Genomic DNA, 14,770 nt, shown 5'->3' on the forward strand with positions numbered 1-14,770 from the left:
GGCCGCGCGCCCCCACCGATCCGGGAACACGCTCCCGGAACGCGCCTGCTCAGCGGTCCCCGCTGCGCAGCAGGCGCCTGCGGTTGAGCAGGACCAGCGGGACGGCTCCGGCCAGGCCCAGCGCGGCCGGTGCCGCGCCGCCCGCACCCGCCCCGGCGCCGAGTCCGAGCTGGTCGAACGTCTTCGGCACGGGCAAGGTGTCCCACCGGCCGATCGGCCAGGCGATGACGAAGGCGCGGCCGACGACCTGGTCCTGGTCGATGGTGCCGTGGCCCGGCAGGTCCTGGTGGTAGCGGGAGTCCAGTGAGTCGTTGCGGTGGTCGCCCATCACCCACAGGCGCCCCTGGGGCACCTTGACGGGCTTGAACGGGCGGTCGCCGCAGGGGGTGGCGCCGGGGAAGATGTACGGCTCGTCCAGTGCCTTGCCGTTGACCTTGACCGGGCCGGTGCCCTCGCACTCGACGGTGTCGCCGCCGACCGCGATGACCCGCTTGATCAGGTCCTTCTCCTCGGCGGACGGCATGAGGCCGATGAAGCTGAGTGCCTTCTGCAGGGCGTTGGGCCTGGCCGTCGGCTCGTTGAGCCAGCCGCCCGGGTCATGGAAGACGACGACCTCGCCGCGCTCGGGCTGGGCGCCGAACCACGGGGTGAACTTGTCGACGAGCACCCGGTCACCGCGCTGCAGCGTGTTCTGCATGGAGTCGGAGGGGATGGAGAACGCCTGGACGAAGAAGGTCTTGATGACCAGGGCGAGGACGAGCGCGATGCCGACGAGGATGGGCAGCTCTTTCCAGAACGAGCGCTGTTTCTTCTCGCCGCGCGCGGCACGATGGCTGCCGCCTCGCGGTCCGTCGCTCCGGCCGTCACCCGACCCGCCACCGCGTTCGCCGCCGGATCCGCCCGTGCCGGAGCCGTCCGCGCCGCCGCGCGGGATCCCCGCGCCCGCCTCGGCGCTCTCACGGCCCCCGGCGTCCTCCGGGCGCTCCCAGCTCACTGTCCTTCCTTCCACGGACGGGGCGGCCGTGCCGGACGCCTCGGTCGTCTCGCTCGTCGTCTCCGGTTGTGCCGCGCCGGCCGGGACACCCCGACCCTCCGGTTCACCGGACCCGGACCGTGCGCCGACCACCAGGTCCCCCACAGCTACTCCTCCCTGTCCCTGCCATGCGTGTCGTCGCCATGAGTGTCGTCCCGGGTCCGCCTGCGGACCCGGGGTCGGAGAGCCACCGCCCTGCCTGGCAGCAGGCCCACCACAGTCATAACGAGCGGAAGTTCCGGGGGAACCGGGGGTACGCGCGTTTCCGGCGGATTCTTGGTGATTGCGGTGCTTCCGAGGGCAGTTGCGGTCCTTGCGCGATCGGGCACCGAGGCATACGTCTCGGGTTCCTCCAGACGCCGCCAGTGACCGGTCGGCCACGCGATGACGAACGCCCTGCCCACGACGAGGTCCACCGGGACGGTGCCATTCTTGCCGTCGTCGAGGTGGAAGCGCGAATCGGCGGAGTTGGCGCGGTGGTCGCCCATGACGAAGATGCGTCCGCGGGGCACGTTGACCTTGAACTTGATCTTGGACGGCTCATTGCCGGGGTGGAGGTAGGGCTCGTCGAGCGGCTGGCCGTTGACGGTGACCTTGCCGTTCTTGTCGCAGCACTGGACCGTGTCGCCGCCCACCCCGATGACCCGCTTGATCAGGTCCTGCTCATTGGCGGACGGCAGCAGTCCGATGAACGTGAAGAACGACTTGACCTGCTTGACTCCGGGCGGGTCCTGCTTGGCGGGGGGCTGGCCGTCGAGCCAGTGGCCGGGGTCCTTGAAGACCACGACGTCCCCGCGGCGCGGTGTGGAGCCGAACCAGGGCGTGAGCTTGTCGACGACCACGCGGTCGCCGATGCGGATGGTGTTCTCCATCGACCCCGAGGGGATGGAGAACGCCTGGAGCAGGAAGGTCTTCAGCAGCAGCGCGATCAGCAGCGCCGTGACGACGAGGATCGGCACTTCGCGGGTGGCCCTCAGCCGGCGCCGGGTCTTGGCCCGCTTGGCGGCCCTGCGGCGCTCGGCACGCCCCCCCGTGGGTGGGGCGGGGGCGTCGGCGCGGCCGGCGCGGGCGACCGCGCGGTCCTCCTCGGTGGGCAGGAACTGGTCGCCCTGGAGGAGGTAGTCGGCGCGCTCCACCCGTGGCGGGGGCTGGCCCCAGCCGACACCGTTGACCCGTCCCGGATCGGGGCGCCCAGGATCGGGGCGTCCCGGGTCGGGGCGTCCCGGGTCGGCGCGCCCAGGAGCCGGCGGCCCGGGGTCCCGACGTCCACCGCCCGCACGTCCACTGCCCGACCGCCCGCCGTCCGCCGGTCCTCCGGCGCCGTGCCGCGGCCGTTCCGGTCCATTGCCGCCCCGTGGACCGCGCGCGTGGCGGGTCCGCCCCCGATTACCCATGAGCACCGTCCGGCACACGCGTATATCCCGGGGGCCGCTTCAGCTCCCCCGTTCGGCCCAGCGGCCACACGATCCAGTCCGCGCGGCCGATCACCTTGCCCACGGGCACCATGCCGCCCCCCGGCTCACCGAGGTGGTCCCGCGAGTCCCGGGATCGGGAGCGGTGGTCTCCGAGCACGAAAAGCTTCCCCTCCGGCACGACGATGTCGAACGGGACGCCGGACGCGGCGTCCCCGGGGTAGAGATTCCCCCTCTCGTCCACCGCGACGCCGTTGACCTCGATACGTCCCCGCTTGTCACAGCATGTGACCCGGTCCCCGGCGATTCCGATCACCCTTTTGGTGTAGTCGGTCTCCCCCGGGCGGGCGAAGCCGACGAGGCCCGCGCCCTTGCGGAACAGCTCCGCCACCGGGTTCGGTCGCGGGAACTCACCCTCCTGGACGAACGATCCGGTGCCGTCGAAGACCACGACGTCACCGCGCCGCACCTGGTTGCCGAATCGGTACGCCAGCTTGTTGACCAGGATCCGGTCGCCGACCCGCAGGGTGTTGTCCATCGAGCCGCTGGGCACGAGGAAGGGCTGGGCCACGAAACCGTTCACCACGGCGAGGCCGGTCAGGCACAGCACGGCCACCCAGGCGGCCTCACGACGGCGGCTGCCGCGCCCGCGGGCGTACCGCGCCCGGAGCACAGCGAAGCGCGACCGCTCCTTCCGCCCTGGGGCCGAAGTGCGGTCGCGCTCCGAGAGTCGATCGCCGGTGTCCATCGCGGCTGAGCCTATCCGGCCGGTGGTGAACACCTGTTAAGAGTCCGAAGACCGCGCGCCGCCGGATCAGGCGTTGTCGCGCTTCTCCTTGATCTTGGCGGCCTTTCCGCGCAGCTCGCGCAGGTAGTACAGCTTGGCGCGGCGCACGTCGCCGCGGGTCACGACCTCGATCTTCTCAACGATCGGGGTGTGCACCGGGAAGGTGCGCTCCACGCCGACGCTGAAGCTGACCTTGCGGACCGTGAAGGTCTCGCGCACGCCCGCGCCCTGGCGGCGGATGACGACGCCCTTGAACTGCTGGACGCGGGAGCGGTTGCCCTCGATGACGCGAACGTGGACGTTCACGGTGTCGCCGGGGCGGAACGCCGGGATGTCGTCGCGCAGCGATGCGGCGTCGATGTCGTCGAGAAGGTGCATGACCGTCTGCTCTCCTCGCTGATGCCACAGGTCATCAGCGGTGTGTCGTGATGCGGTAGGGGGTGCTGGCGGGTCCGGCGATCGGCGTTCCCCCTGTGGCAGGGGCACCGGTCGCGCCTCGCGCTCTGGCGTGGCGTTCGACGGCCGTACAGCAGCGGCCTATTCTTCCACAGCCGCGGGCGACCGCCAAAACCGTCCGTCGGGGCCGGGCACCCAGCCCAGCTCCTCCAGCAGCCGGCGGTCGTGCTTGTCGAACGTGGCCGGGTCGCACCGCTCGATCAGGTCCGGTCGCAGGGCCGCGGTGCGGCGGAACGCCTCGTCGCGGCGCCAGCGGGCGATCTTCCCGTGGTGGCCGGACAGCAGCACCTCGGGGACGGTCCGGCCGCGCCACTCGGGGGGCTTGGTGTAGACGGGGCCCTCGAGGAGGTCGGCCATGGCGCCGGGGGCGAAGGAGTCGTCGCGGTGGGACTCGGCGTTGCCGAGCACTCCCGGCAGGAGCCTGGCCACGGCCTCGACGATGACGAGGACGGCCGCCTCGCCGCCCGCGAGGACGTAGTCCCCGATGGAGACCTCCTCGACCGGCATACGGGTCGAGGCCTCATCGATCACCCGCCGGTCGATGCCCTCGTAGCGTGCGGGGGTGAAGACGAGCCAGGGCCGCTCGGCCAGCTCGACGGCGAGCTCCTGGGTGAACGGGCGCCCGCTGGGCGTCGGGACGACGAGGGTCGGCAGCTCCTCGCCCGACGCGGCGACCGAGTCCAGGGCCTCACCCCACGGCTCGGGCTTCATCACCATGCCGGGGCCGCCACCGAACGGGGTGTCGTCCACGGTGCGGTGCTTGTCGTGCGTGAAGGACCGAAGGTCGTGCACGCGCACGTCGAGCTGCCCGCGCGTGCGGGCCTTGCCGACCAGGGACACGTTCAGCGGTTCCAGGTACTCGGGGAAGATCGTGACGACGTCGATGCGCATCAGCGGTGGGTGTCCTCGTCGAGGTCGCCGAGCAGACCCGGGGGCGGGTCGATGACGGCCCGCTGCTCCTCGAGGTCGATCTCGGGGACGATCTCGGAGACGAACGGGATCAGCACCTCACCACCGTCCTTCCGGCGGACCACGAGCAGGTCCTGGTAGGGCAGGTGCGCGATCTCGGCGATCCGGCCGACCTCTGCGCCCTCGACGGTCACCACGTCGAGGTCGATCAGCTGGTGGTCGTAGAACTCCTCGGGGTCCTCCGGGACCTCCTCGGGGTCGACCTCGGCGATCAGCAGGGTGTTGCGCAGCCCCTCGGCGGCGGTGCGGTCGGGCACACCCTCGAAGCGCAGCAGCAGGCGGCCGCTGTGCACACGGCCGGTCTCGATGGTCAGGGGGCCGACGGAGGGCGGGTCGGTGAGCAGCACCGCGCCCGGCCCGAGCCTCAGCTCGGGCTCGTCGGTGCGCACCTCGACCGTGACCTCGCCCTTGATGCCGTGGGCGCGGCCGATGCGGCCAACTACGAGCTGCACGGTGTGACTCTCCTGTGGGAACGGCCTGCGTCGGCGGCCTTCGTGAACGGTCTGCCTCCGCGGCCTTCGTGAACGGTCTGGCCCCGCGGCCTTTGTGAACGGTCTGCCCTGGCGGCCTGGAAGCGACTGCGGGCCGGGCAGGACGTGGCGTCCCACCCGGCCCGAGCCGGCGTTTTCGAGCAGTTACGAGCTCAGCGGACCTGGTCCACGTCGACGAGGTCGACCCGGACGCCCCGGCCGCCGAGTGCGCCGACGACGGTGCGCAGCGCACGAGCGGTGCGGCCGTTGCGGCCGATCACCTTCCCGAGGTCGTCGGGGTGGACCCGGACCTCGAGTACGCGCCCGCGGCGCAGGTCGCGGGAGGCGACCGAAACGTCGTCGGGGTTGTCGACGATGCCCTTCACCAGGTGCTCGAGGGCTTCCTCGAGCATGCTCAGGCCTCGGTGGAAGAGGTCTCGGCCGACTCGGCGGCAGCGGCCTCGTCGTCCTTCTTCTCGCTCTTCTTGGCCTTCGGCGTGATGGCCTCGCCCTTGGGCTCGTCCCCGGCCTCCTTGGCCGCGGCCTCGAAGAGGACGCGCTTGTCGGCCTTGGGCGCGGCGACCTTCATCGGCTCAGGAGCCGGGAGGCCCTTGAACTTCTGCCAGTCGCCCGTGACCTTGAGGATGGCCAGCACGGGCTCGGTCGGCTGGGCGCCGACGCCCAGCCAGTACTGCGCGCGCTCGGAGTCGACCTCGATGCGGGAGGGGTTCTGCACCGGGTGGTACAGGCCGATCTCCTCGATCGCGCGACCGTCACGGCGGGTACGCGAGTCGGCGACGACGATGCGGTAGTGCGGCGACCGGATCTTGCCCAGTCGCTTCAGCTTGATCTTGACTGCCACTGGAGTGGTGTCTCCTGGTCTTGACGTGGTTGAGCACGCGGAGCACCACGTGGGGTTGTGGGAGCCGAATGCTCGAACGGACGCGCCAGCCGGAGGAGAGAGGGTTCCTGTGCGGCTGCCGAGTACTCAGCGGTCCATTCTGCCACACGCTGGACACCGGCCGGACACCCCCTGCGCCCTGCCCCGGCCGGTCCCCTCGACCACTGCCCCCGCAGTGCCACCCGGCGGGGGCGGGGCGTCATCCGACCGCCATCACCTCCGGGATGCGGAACGGCTCACCGCACGCCCCGCAGGTGATCGGCGCCTGGGCAAGGACGGACGGGACGACCCGTACGTTCCTCCCGCAGTCGCACACCGCTTTGACGCGCACACCGCCGCCGGAGGAGCCGTGCCGGGCGGCAGGTCCGCGGAACGACTTCGCCGTGTCGGCGGCGGTGGCCTTCGTGTGCGCCCCCAGGGCCCGCTGGAGCCGCTCGATCGTCGTGCGGTAGCGCCGCTTGGTCTCCGGACGCATGACGACGAGCGAGAAGCCACTGCTGGGATGCGGCTGTTCGGAGTGGTCCAGGCCCATCTCGTCGGCGATGGCCAGGAACCGTCGGTTGTGGTACCGGCCGGCACGCGAGGTGTCCCGGACTCCGCGGGCGGCGGCGATTCCGTGGACGGCCTCGTGCAACAGCCGTTCGAAGGAGAGCTCGGTCCCGCATGCTGACGAGGACTCTCCGATGAGCGATTCGGGCGCGGCCAGATTCGGCAGCTCCGGGTGGTGACGCTGGATGTCTGCCCAGGCGGCTGCCAGTTCGGCGGCAAGTACAAATGGTGTCGTGCTCACGTCGTGTCAACGAAACGGGATGGCCCGGTGTTCCGATTCCGGGCCATCCCAAATAATTTGCACGTACTGGTCAGTACCCACTCACCCGCCGTACCGAGGGCGGCTGCGGATAACAGCGGAGGGACTACGCCAACCCGCCACCGAAGGTACGTATCGCCTTCTACGCACGGATGTGTAGCCGTTGATCGTCAGGCGCGCGACGTGATCCGATCACGTTCATACCAGGTCCGACCGGCGGATTGAACCGCCCTGCGACTGAACGCCGGTTCAGTACCACGGCCGCGTTCCCCTTCCGACGGCGCACGCTCCCCGCCGGAATCGGCGGGGAAAACCCGAACGGGCCTGCCCCGCAAGCCCGTTCAGCTCCGTTCGGGCCCTGTCGGGCCCCGTTCGGCAAGCGGTCTCAGTATGCGCGGCCCACCACGGCGAGCGTGCCGGAAGCGTCCTCGCTGTCCGGAACCGATCCGTCGGGGGCGACGAGGCAGCGCACGGTCACGGCCTCCTCGGCGAGCTTGGCCTCGCCCTCCGGGCCGAGGTCGGCCCACGGGATGCGGGCCCAGCCGCTGGAGGAGGCCTCGAGGGCCTCTCCGATCGTGCTCACGTCCGCCGTGTTGGCCTCGCGGCGCTCCCTGGACTCGCGCAGGAGCTGCGCCTGGTCCTCCTCCAGCGCCGCCGTGACGAGCTCGGCGATGCCGTCGACGGGCACCGGTTCCTTGCCGCCGGGGATACGGCGGGCCAGCATCGCGGTGCCGCCCTCGAGGTCGCGGGGGCCGATCTCGACGCGCACCGGGACGCCCTTGAGCTCCCAGTCCACGGCCCGGCGTCCGAACGGGGTGTCGGTGCGGTCGTCGACGACGACGCGCACGCCCGCGGCCTTGAGCCGGTCCCCGATCTCACGGACCTTGGCGATCACGGCGTCGTCGCCCTTGATCGCCATGACCACGGCCTGGACCGGCGCCAGGCGCGGCGGCACCCGCAGCCCGTTGTCGTCGCCGTGCGACATGATCAGGCCGCCGACCATACGGGTGGAGACACCCCACGAGGTCTGCCAGACGAGTTCCTGCCGGCCGTCCTTGGACAGGTACTGCGTGTTGAACGCCCTGGCGAAGTTCTGGCCGAGTTCGTGGCTGGTGCCCATCTGGAGCGCCTTGCCGTCGCGCATCATGCCCTCGAGCGCGAGGGTGTTGATGGCCCCGGCGAACCGCTCCCTGCCGGTCTTGCGGCCCAGCACCACCGAGATGCCGAGGACCTCGACCATGAAGTCGGCGTAGACCTCGTGGAGGATGCGGGCGGCGTAGTCGCGGGCGTCCTCGTAGGTGGCGTGCGCGGTGTGGCCCTCCTGCCACAGGAACTCCGTGGTGCGCAGGAAGACCCGGGGGCGCATCTCCCAGCGGACGACGTTGGCCCACTGGTTGATCAGCAGGGGCAGGTCCCGGTAGCTCTGCACCCACTTGGAGAAGTACTCGTTGATGATCGTCTCGGAGGTGGGGCGCACGACGACGGGCTCTTCGAGCTCCTTGCCGCCTCCGTGGGTGACCACCGCGAGCTCGGGGCTGAAGCCCTCGACGTGCTCAGCCTCACGAGTCAGGTAAGACTGTGGGATGAAGAGCGGGAAGTAGGCGTTGGAGGCGCCCGCCTCCTTGATCCGGGCGTCCAGCTCCTGCTGCATCCGCTCCCACAGGGAATAGCCGTACGGGCGGATGACCATGGTGCCGCGCACCGGGCCGTTGTCCGCGAGTTCGGCCTTGTTGATCAAATCCTGGTACCAGCGCGGGAAATCGTCCGCCTGGGGAGTGAGCACGGGAGCCTTTGCCATGGCGCTGATGGTACGGCGAAGCCCGCCCCGACCGTGAATCGGAGCGGGGTCCGATACGGGGGCGAAGGCATGCCCCCCGCCCTCTGGACGCCGGGGCCAAACAGGGGTTCCCTGGCGTAGTGGAAGCTCGACCGTGAGCCACCGAGCGGGAGCGCACGACCGAGCGCGGATGCACCGACGAGGTACCGATGCACCCATGGGGAGCACGACTGGGGGCGCAACCGACCGCAGCTCGAAGGGGCGGCGTCTGATGGCTTCTGTTCTGGCACGACAGGCACCCCGCGGGCGCCGCGGCGAAGGTGCCGCGGACTTCCGGGCCCGTGCGCGCGACTGGGCGGAGATTCAGGAGCGCATGCTCGTACCGCTGTACGACGCCGTCTACCAGCGGCTGGACGTGGGGCCCGACTCGCGGGTGCTGGGCCTGGGCTGCGGCTCCGGTCTGGCGCTGCTGATGGCGGCCGCTCGCGGGGCGTCGGTCACCGGTGTGGAGGACGAGCCGGAGCGGCTCGCGCTGGCCCGGGAGAGGTTGCTGCCGGCCGAGGCCGCCCCTGGCGGAACGATTCCGCGGCTGAGTCCGAGGACCCGCTCCCGGATGTCCGCCGTGGCCGCCCTGGTGCCGTCGGTCCCGTCGAGGCCGCTGGGCCGCGCACCCTGCGACCCCTACAACGTGATCACCGTCTTCGACGACCTGTGCACCCTGGCGGAGCCCGAGCGGCTGCTGTCCGCCGCCGCCCGTCTGGCCGAACGCGGCAGCCCGGTCGTCCTGGCCGGCTGGGGGCCGCCGGAGCGGTGCCGGACGGGTCAGGTGCTGCGGCTCGCCGCCCGTCTGGCCGAACCGACACAGGGCTATGCCGCCTGCGACCCCTTCCGCCTGAGCGGGCCGGACGACCTGGAGGACATCGCGGTGCGGGCGGGGCTGCGGCCCGACGGCTCCGGCCGGGTGGCCTGCCCGTTCGCCTATCCGGACATGGACAGCGCGGTGCGGGGCCTGTGCTCGACGGGGCTGTTCGACGCCGCCGTGGAGGCGACGGACCCGACGCAGGTGGAGAAGGAGCTGACGGAGGCGCTGCACTGCTTCCGGCTCTCCGACGGCAGTATCCGGATGGACAACGTCTTCCGGTATGTCATCGCCCGGACGGCGTAGCGAACCCCGGCCACTCCTCCGCGGTGAGCGCGAACCGCTCGTGGTCGCGCCAGGCGTCGTTGATGAAGAGCATGCGCGGCGAGAAGCCCTCGTGGCGGAAGCCGAGGCGCTTGGCCATCGCGATCGAGCGGTCGTTCTCGGGCTGCACATTGATCTCCAGACGGTGCAGCCCCAGGCCCTCGGGGTATTCGGTGAAGCACCGGTCCACGACCAGGCGCATGCCCTCGGTCATCCTGCCCGTGCCCTCGTAGGGGACGTAGGAGTCGTAGCCGAGGGCCCCGTTGCGGAAGCGGGCGCGGACGATGTTCGCGACGTTCACCTTGCCGACGATGCCGCCGTCCTCGTTGTCGATGATGAGGAACGACCGCAGGGACGGACCCTGGCGCCGCAGCAGCTCGGGCAACCCGTTCGGGTCAACGGGGTTCCACGGGCCGATGTGCTCGGCCGAGCGCAGGACGGCCGTGGTGTAGGCGTCGGCGTCGCTCGGCTGCGGGGGGCGGATGTGGACGCGCATACGTCCATCATCGCAACCGCCCGCACACCGGCGCCGACGGGGTCCTTGACCTGAGCCGCCCGGCTCAGCCCATGAACTTCTTGAACTCGTCCGGGAGTTCGAAGTCCTGCGGGGCCTGGGCGGCACCCGGCATCCCGAACGCTCCCCCGCCGGTCGCGGCACGCTCGGCGGCGGCCTTCTCCTCGGCGGCGCGCTTGGCGGGGTTGCCGCTGCGCTTCTTGCCCTTCTTGACCTGCGCCTTGGGCTTGCGCTTGGCGCCGCCCCCGCCCATGCCGGGGATCCCCGGCATACCGGGCATGCCACCGCCCTGGGCCATGCGGGACATCATCTTGCGGGCCTCGAAGAAGCGCTCCACGAGGTTGTTGACGGCGCTGACCTCGACACCGGAGCCACGGGCGATACGGGCGCGGCGCGAACCGTTGATGATCTTCGGGTCCTCGCGCTCGCCCGGGGTCATCGACTTGATGATCGCGGCGACACGGTCGACGTCCCGGTCGTCGAGGTTGTTGATCTGGTCCTTGATCTGCCCCATGCCCGGCAGCATCCCGAGCAGCTTGGAGATGGAGCCCATCTTCCGGACCTGCTCCATCTGGGCCAGGAAGTCGTCGAGCGTGAACTCCTTCGGGCCGCGCGCCAGCTTCTCGGCCATCTTCTCGGCCTCGGCCTGGCTGAAGGTGTCCTTCGCCTTCTCGATCAGGCTGAGCATGTCGCCCATGCCGAGGATGCGGGACGCCATGCGGTCCGGGTGGAACTGGTCGAAGTCGTCCAGCTTCTCACCGTTGGAGGCGAACATGATCTGGCGGCCGGTGACCTGGGCGACCGACAGCGCGGCGCCGCCTCGGGCGTCGCCGTCGAGCTTGGACAGGACCACGCCGTCGAAGCCCACGCCCTCGAGGAAGGCCTGCGCGGTGTTCACCGCGTCCTGGCCGATCATGGCGTCGACGACGAAGAGGATCTCGTCGGGGTTCACGGCGTCGCGGATGTCCGCGGCCTGCTGCATCAGCTCCTGGTCGATACCCAGGCGGCCGGCGGTGTCGACGACGACGACGTCGTGCTGCTTGATGCGGGCGTGCTCGATGGAGTCCTTGGCGACCTGGACGGGGTCACCGACGCCGTTGCCCGGCTCGGGGGCGAAGACGGCGACACCTGCGCGCTCGGCGACGACGGCGAGCTGGTTGACCGCGTTGGGGCGCTGGAGGTCGGCGGCCACGAGCAGCGGGGCGTGGCCCTGCGACTTCAGCCAGCGGCCGAGCTTTCCGGCGAGGGTGGTCTTACCGGCACCCTGCAGACCCGCGAGCATGATGACCGTCGGCGGGTTCTTCGCGAACCGCAGCCGGCGGGTCTCGCCGCCGAGGATCGCGATGAGTTCCTCGTTGACGATGTCGACGACCTGCTGGGCGGGGTTGAGCGCCTGGGAGGCGGCGGCGCCGAGGGCGCGCTCCTTGACCTGCTTGATGAAGGCGCGGACGACGGGCAGCGCCACGTCGGCCTCGAGCAGGGCGATGCGGATCTCGCGGGCCGTGGCGTCGATGTCCGCCTCGGTGAGGCGTCCCTTGCCCCGGAGGCTCTTGAATGTCGCTGCGAGGCGGTCGGAAAGGGTGTCGAACACGTCGGTCGCGGATCCTCAGGTCGGGGGGCGGTCAGGGCACAGAACGAGTCCCAGGGTATCCGGCCGCCGAGGGTGCGGTCTGCCCCGCGTGGGCGGGAACGCCCGGAACGGGGCAGAACCGCTTTCCCCGAGGACGGGAACCACTTCCCCGAGGACGGGAACCGCTTCCCCGGAGACAGGGACCGCTTCCCCGACCGGAGCCGACCAGCGGTCGTACGCACCTGGGACCGCCGTACGCGCGGGACCGCCGCACAGGCGTGGCCCACGCCCTCCAACCGGTCGGACAGCGCTCCCCTCAGACCAGCGCCCGTTCCACCTCTTTGGCCACTTCCGCCGCGCGCACCGGGGAAAGCGGTGCCCCGTCGGCGCCCACCACGTAGAAGGCGTCGACCGCGTTGGCACCCAGGGTGCTGATCCGTGCGGAGCGGACGTTCACCCCCGTCGCCTCCAGGGCGCGCCCGATGCGGTGGAGCAGGCCCGGCGCGTCCTGGGCGCGGACCTCCAGCACGGTCGCCGCGGACGAGGCGCCACCGGGAGCCACCGTCACCTGGGGCGGCGGTGCGGGGCGGCCCCTGCGGCGGGGGTAGGCCGCTTCGCGTTCGGCGAGCCGCCGGGGGATGTCGAGAGTGCCGTCGAGCGCCCGCCCGAGGTCCTGGCGCAGCCGCGCCGCCTCGGGCAGGGCCCCGTACTCGGCCTCCACCCGCCAGCTCAGCAGGGTCACGGTGCCGGCGCCGACGGGGTCCAGGCCCCGCAGGTCGGCGGTGCGGACGGTGAGGCGGTTGAGCGCGAGGACCCCCGCGGCGGCGGCGAGGAGTCCGGGGCGGTCCGGGACGGCGAGGTGGAGCTCGACGCCCACGGGTTCGGAGTCGTCGCCCTGGGGGCGGTCATGGGCGTGGGCCCACATGGACAGCACGGGGCCGCCGGTGCGGGCAGCCTCGACGGCCAGGCGCTCCTGCTCGGCCGTGATCTCGGGCGCGGTGGGCTCGGGAACCGGTTCCCCGGCCAGGACCGCCGAGGCGCGCTTGACCAGATCGGCGACGAGGGAGGCACGCCAGGTGCTCCAGGCCGCCGGTCCCGTGGCGAGGGCGTCCGCCTCGGTGAGGGCGTGGAGGAGTTCCAGCGCCTCGGCGCCGCCGACGGCCTCGGTGACCACACGCACGGTCGCCGGGTCGTCCAGGTCGCGCCGGGTGGCGGTCTCGATCAGCAGGAGGTGGTGGCGCACGAGCAGCGCGAGCAGTTCTATGTCGGCGCGGCCGAAGCCGACCCTGGCCGCCATGTCCCGGGCGATGACCTCGCCCGCGACGCTGTGGTCGCCGGGCCAGCCCTTGCCGATGTCGTGCAGCAGGGCCGCCATCAGGAGCAGGTCGGGGCGGCCGACGCGCCGGGTCAGGTTGGAGGCGTTGACGGCGGTCTCCACCAGATGCCGGTCGACGGTCCAGCGGTGGACGGGATTGCGCTGCGGGCGGCACCGCACCCGCTCCCAGTCGGGCAGCAGGCGGGTGACCAGGCCCTCGGCCTCCAGCGCCTCCCACACCGGAACGGTGCTCTCACCGGCGTCGAGCAGGGTGATGAGCTGCTCGCGGGCCTCCTCGGGCCACGGCACGGGCAGCGGGCGGGCGGTGGTGGCCAGGCGGCGCACGGCGTGCGGGGACAGCGGCAGTCCGGCCTGGGCCGCGGCGGCCGCGGCGCGCAGCGGCAGGACGGGGTCGCGGTCGGGGCGGGCGGCGCGGGCGAGGACGGCCTCGCCCTCGTGCTCGACGACGCCCTCGGCGAGGGGGGTGCGCTCGACGGGGACCACCTGTTCACTGGTGGCTCGGCCGAGTCCGAGCAGTCCGCGGCGGCCCTTGCGTCCTTGTCCGTCGCGGGCGCGCAGCACTCGTCCGACCTCGCGCCAGGTGACGTCGGCGGCGTAGCGGACGGTGTGGGCGGCCTCGTAGACCTGGCGCAGCAGGGCGTCCGCGTCGAGCAGGCCCATGGCGCTGGCGACCTGGTCCTGTTCCTGGAGGGCCAGCCGGTCGGTGGCGCGGCCGGTGCACAGGTGGAGGGCGTCGCGGACGTCGAGGAGGCGGTTGCGGGCTTCGTCCAGGCCCTCGCGAGGGGCGTCGGCGAGCCAGGAGGCGGCGACGGCGCGCAGCACGGTGGCGTCGCGAAGCCCGCCGCGGGCCTCCTTGAGGTCGGGTTCGAGGAGGAAGGTCAGTTCGCCGTGGCGCTCGGCCCGTTCCTGGCAGAGCTCGTGGAGCTCGGGGAGGCGCTTGGGGGCGGCGGCGCGCCAGTCGGCGAGCACGGCCGCGCGCAGGGAGGTGGTCAGGGCCGCGTCACCGGCGATGTGCCGGGCGTCGAGGAGGCCGAGTTGGGCCTTGAGGTCCTCGGCGGCGGTCTTGCGGGCCTCGGCGGGGGTGCGGACCGAGTGGTCCAGTGCCAGGCCCATGTCCCACACGGGGTACCAGATGCGGTCGGCCAGGGAGGCGATCCGGTCGCTCTTCCAGCTGCCGTCGTGGATGAGTACGAGGTCGAGGTCGCTGCGCGGGGAGAGCTCGCCGCGCCCGTAGCCGCCGACGGCCACGAGGGCGACACCGGGCGCGGCACCGGGGGCGTTGGTCGTGCGGGGTCCGCCCGAGCCGTCGGAGCCCTCGGGGTCCGGCCGCTGGTACTGGGCGGTGGTGGCGGCGACACCTCCGGCGAGGAGGGCGTCGAGCCAGCGGTCGGTCAGTTCGGCGAGGGCTGTGCGGCGGCCCCGCCCGGACTGCGTCTCCTCCTGGAGGAGGCGCAGCCGGGCCTGGGCGTATCCGCCGGTGTTGCCGGCCGCCTCTGACGGGGTTTCGACGCGTTCCGTCACTCGGTCTCCTTCTTGATTTCCGGGGCGGGACAC

Annotated in this window: 14 protein-coding genes; 1 reads left to right on the plus strand and 13 read right to left on the minus strand. The window is 71.9% G+C overall.

Going from position 1 to position 14,770, the window contains the following annotated elements:
* Positions 1–49 precede the first annotated feature (49 nt).
* The 10 genes from lepB (IEY86_RS23255) to proS form a co-directional block, all read right to left on the minus strand.
* Entirely contained in the window at positions 50–1,138 is a 1,089-nt protein-coding gene (gene lepB / locus IEY86_RS23255) for a signal peptidase I (protein ID WP_373287079.1), read from the minus strand.
* A gap of 2 nt (positions 1,139–1,140) precedes the next feature.
* The gene (gene lepB, locus IEY86_RS23260) at positions 1,141–2,169 is read right to left on the minus strand and encodes a signal peptidase I (RefSeq protein ID WP_229698684.1); all 1,029 of its coding nucleotides are present in this window, start codon (positions 2,167–2,169) and stop codon (positions 1,141–1,143) included.
* A 250-nt stretch (positions 2,170–2,419) separates the two neighbouring features.
* On the minus strand, positions 2,420–3,193 hold the full coding sequence (lepB, locus tag IEY86_RS23265) for a signal peptidase I (RefSeq protein WP_189133768.1): 774 nt from the start codon (positions 3,191–3,193) through the stop codon (positions 2,420–2,422).
* 66 nt (positions 3,194–3,259) lie between these two features.
* Positions 3,260–3,610 (minus strand): 50S ribosomal protein L19, encoded by a 351-nt coding sequence (gene rplS, locus IEY86_RS23270; protein WP_189133769.1) that lies wholly within the window; start codon positions 3,608–3,610, stop codon positions 3,260–3,262.
* Between the two features lie 159 nt (positions 3,611–3,769).
* The gene (gene trmD / locus IEY86_RS23275; protein WP_189133770.1) at positions 3,770–4,579 is read right to left on the minus strand and encodes a tRNA (guanosine(37)-N1)-methyltransferase TrmD; all 810 of its coding nucleotides are present in this window, start codon (positions 4,577–4,579) and stop codon (positions 3,770–3,772) included.
* A complete protein-coding gene (gene rimM, locus IEY86_RS23280) occupies positions 4,579–5,109 on the minus strand; it encodes a ribosome maturation factor RimM (RefSeq protein ID WP_189133771.1) in 531 nt (176 codons plus the stop codon). The genes trmD and rimM overlap by 1 nt, the downstream gene beginning before the upstream one ends.
* 191 nt (positions 5,110–5,300) lie before the next feature.
* A complete protein-coding gene (locus IEY86_RS23285) occupies positions 5,301–5,540 on the minus strand; it encodes an RNA-binding protein (protein ID WP_189133772.1) in 240 nt (79 codons plus the stop codon).
* A gap of 2 nt (positions 5,541–5,542) precedes the next feature.
* Positions 5,543–5,989 (minus strand): 30S ribosomal protein S16, encoded by a 447-nt coding sequence (gene rpsP, locus IEY86_RS23290; protein WP_189133773.1) that lies wholly within the window; start codon positions 5,987–5,989, stop codon positions 5,543–5,545.
* Positions 5,990–6,227: 238 nt separating this feature from the next.
* The gene (locus IEY86_RS23295; protein WP_189133774.1) at positions 6,228–6,818 is read right to left on the minus strand and encodes a hypothetical protein; all 591 of its coding nucleotides are present in this window, start codon (positions 6,816–6,818) and stop codon (positions 6,228–6,230) included.
* A gap of 403 nt (positions 6,819–7,221) precedes the next feature.
* Entirely contained in the window at positions 7,222–8,634 is a 1,413-nt protein-coding gene (gene proS, locus IEY86_RS23300; protein ID WP_189133775.1) for a proline--tRNA ligase, read from the minus strand.
* Between the two features lie 250 nt (positions 8,635–8,884).
* Here proS and IEY86_RS23305 point away from each other — a divergent pair, with 250 nt between their 5' ends.
* On the plus strand, positions 8,885–9,778 hold the full coding sequence (locus IEY86_RS23305; RefSeq protein WP_373287080.1) for a class I SAM-dependent methyltransferase: 894 nt from the start codon (positions 8,885–8,887) through the stop codon (positions 9,776–9,778).
* Here IEY86_RS23305 and IEY86_RS23310 read toward each other — a convergent pair.
* From IEY86_RS23310 to IEY86_RS23320, 3 genes are all read right to left on the minus strand, one after another.
* Positions 9,759–10,292 carry a GNAT family N-acetyltransferase gene (locus tag IEY86_RS23310; protein WP_189133776.1) on the minus strand — a complete coding sequence of 178 codons (534 nt, stop codon included), beginning with the start codon at positions 10,290–10,292 and terminating at the stop codon, positions 9,759–9,761. The two genes, IEY86_RS23305 and IEY86_RS23310, sit on opposite strands and share 20 nt — an antisense overlap.
* Positions 10,293–10,356: 64 nt before the next feature.
* Positions 10,357–11,901 carry a signal recognition particle protein gene (gene ffh / locus IEY86_RS23315; protein WP_189133777.1) on the minus strand — a complete coding sequence of 515 codons (1,545 nt, stop codon included), beginning with the start codon at positions 11,899–11,901 and terminating at the stop codon, positions 10,357–10,359.
* A gap of 295 nt (positions 11,902–12,196) precedes the next feature.
* Positions 12,197–14,737: a [protein-PII] uridylyltransferase gene (locus IEY86_RS23320; RefSeq protein WP_189133778.1), complete on the minus strand. Its 2,541-nt coding sequence runs from the start codon at positions 14,735–14,737 to the stop codon at positions 12,197–12,199.
* Between the last annotated feature and the right edge of the window lie 33 nt (positions 14,738–14,770).

The sequence above is a fragment of the Wenjunlia tyrosinilytica genome (assembly GCF_014646055.1).
Taxonomy (GTDB): Bacteria; Actinomycetota; Actinomycetes; order Streptomycetales; family Streptomycetaceae; genus Wenjunlia; species Wenjunlia tyrosinilytica.